A 1,492-nucleotide genomic window follows, 5' to 3' on the forward strand; every position below is an offset into this window, starting at 1 on the left:
AGTGCTATGCAGTATTATAAAAGTTATATTAACGAATTGTATTGAAGTGCAAAATACAATGATTTTATTAGTATAAATCCAGTATTTAATGCAATTAATGACGATCAATATACGAGTGAAGAATTTAAGGAAAAATATATTACTAATGGTTTTGAGCGAGCGTATAGAGATATATTAGGCGATTTTGAGCATAAAAGTGAAGTTAATATTGCTAACATTGAAATTAGCGAAGATAAGCAAGGTATTTATATCTATTTGAATCCAAAAACAAGTGAAGATATTTATAGATTACAACAGAGATATTTTTTAAATGTTAAGTTTAGAGATGTTAATTCTAGTGCAAAAACTTTAATTAATTTAAATCTAAATCAAGAACTATTATTGAGTTTAGCTCGTGATAGTTTAGTTAGTGAATATACTAAAAAGTTAAATCAAAATATAAATAGAATTTTCACTAATGATATGGAGGAAATAAGTAAATTAAACATTTCTTTGAGCTTTAATGTAGATACTAAAATTTTAAATATTGATGTTGAAGTTAAAGAGGAATATAAAGATAGGTACAGAATTGAACCTAATAACACTTTTATATTGCAAATTGAAGGTTTTGCAGATGTAGAGTCAATAAATAGCAATGAAAACAATATTTTTGAAGGTCTGGTTGTGGATGACATTAATTTGTCTGGTTTAGATGATTATGATGAAATTAAAAGCTTTATTTTAGAGCAAATAGCTATCAAAATACCACATTTAAAATTAGGTATTGATTATGAAATTAAAAATTTAGATACAGTAATTAAACAGAGAATTAAACCACAGATAAATGTTTCGAATGTAAACTTACCTCGTAAGTCATCATTGGTTTTAGAGGCATTAAATGGTAGAAATGGCGTTTTTTATGTAGGAGTAATTAATACGACGAATAAAATTATTGATAATGATATAGATCTTAAAAACATTAAAATCGATGACTTGATAATTAACGAAAATAATATTGTTGGGTTAAAAACGAAGGTAATAGAATATATCACAGATGAATTAAATAAGTATGGTTTAAACCTTAATTATGACGTGAGAATAATAAATTACAATGAAGGTATTTGGTATTTGTCGAAAGGGAAATCAGCAAAATTTGATTTTATAATTGAAGGTATTAATAAAAAAATTAGAAATACTACTACTGTAAATATTACAAATCAAGCAGAATTTGTTAATGATGAAAACGGAAATAGGATTCTTTATGATTTAAGTTTAGTTGTTAAATGAGTTTTTAAATATAGTGAAAATGATTTAGACAATTTAAGAAATAAAATTATTAAAAATGTTTCTGATTTTCTATATCAGAAATATAAATTAGAATATAAAATAGACTATCAATTTAATTTCGAAGAAATAGATAAACTTGTAAGAAATATCACTTCCCAAAAAAATGTAGAATTAGAAGATATATTATTTATTTATCCAGTAGAAAATGTCTCGAAAAATAAAGGTA

1 pseudogene is annotated in these 1,492 nt (G+C 23.9%); it reads left to right on the forward strand.

Annotation, left to right across the window (positions count from 1 at the left end):
- Nucleotides 1-1,492 (forward strand): annotated as a pseudogene (locus KQ878_RS03670) (Mbov_0399 family ICE element protein); the annotation flags it as partial.

This window comes from Mycoplasma zalophidermidis (genome assembly GCF_018913985.1).
GTDB lineage: Bacteria > Bacillota_I > Bacilli_A > Mycoplasmatales > Metamycoplasmataceae > Mycoplasmopsis > Mycoplasmopsis zalophidermidis.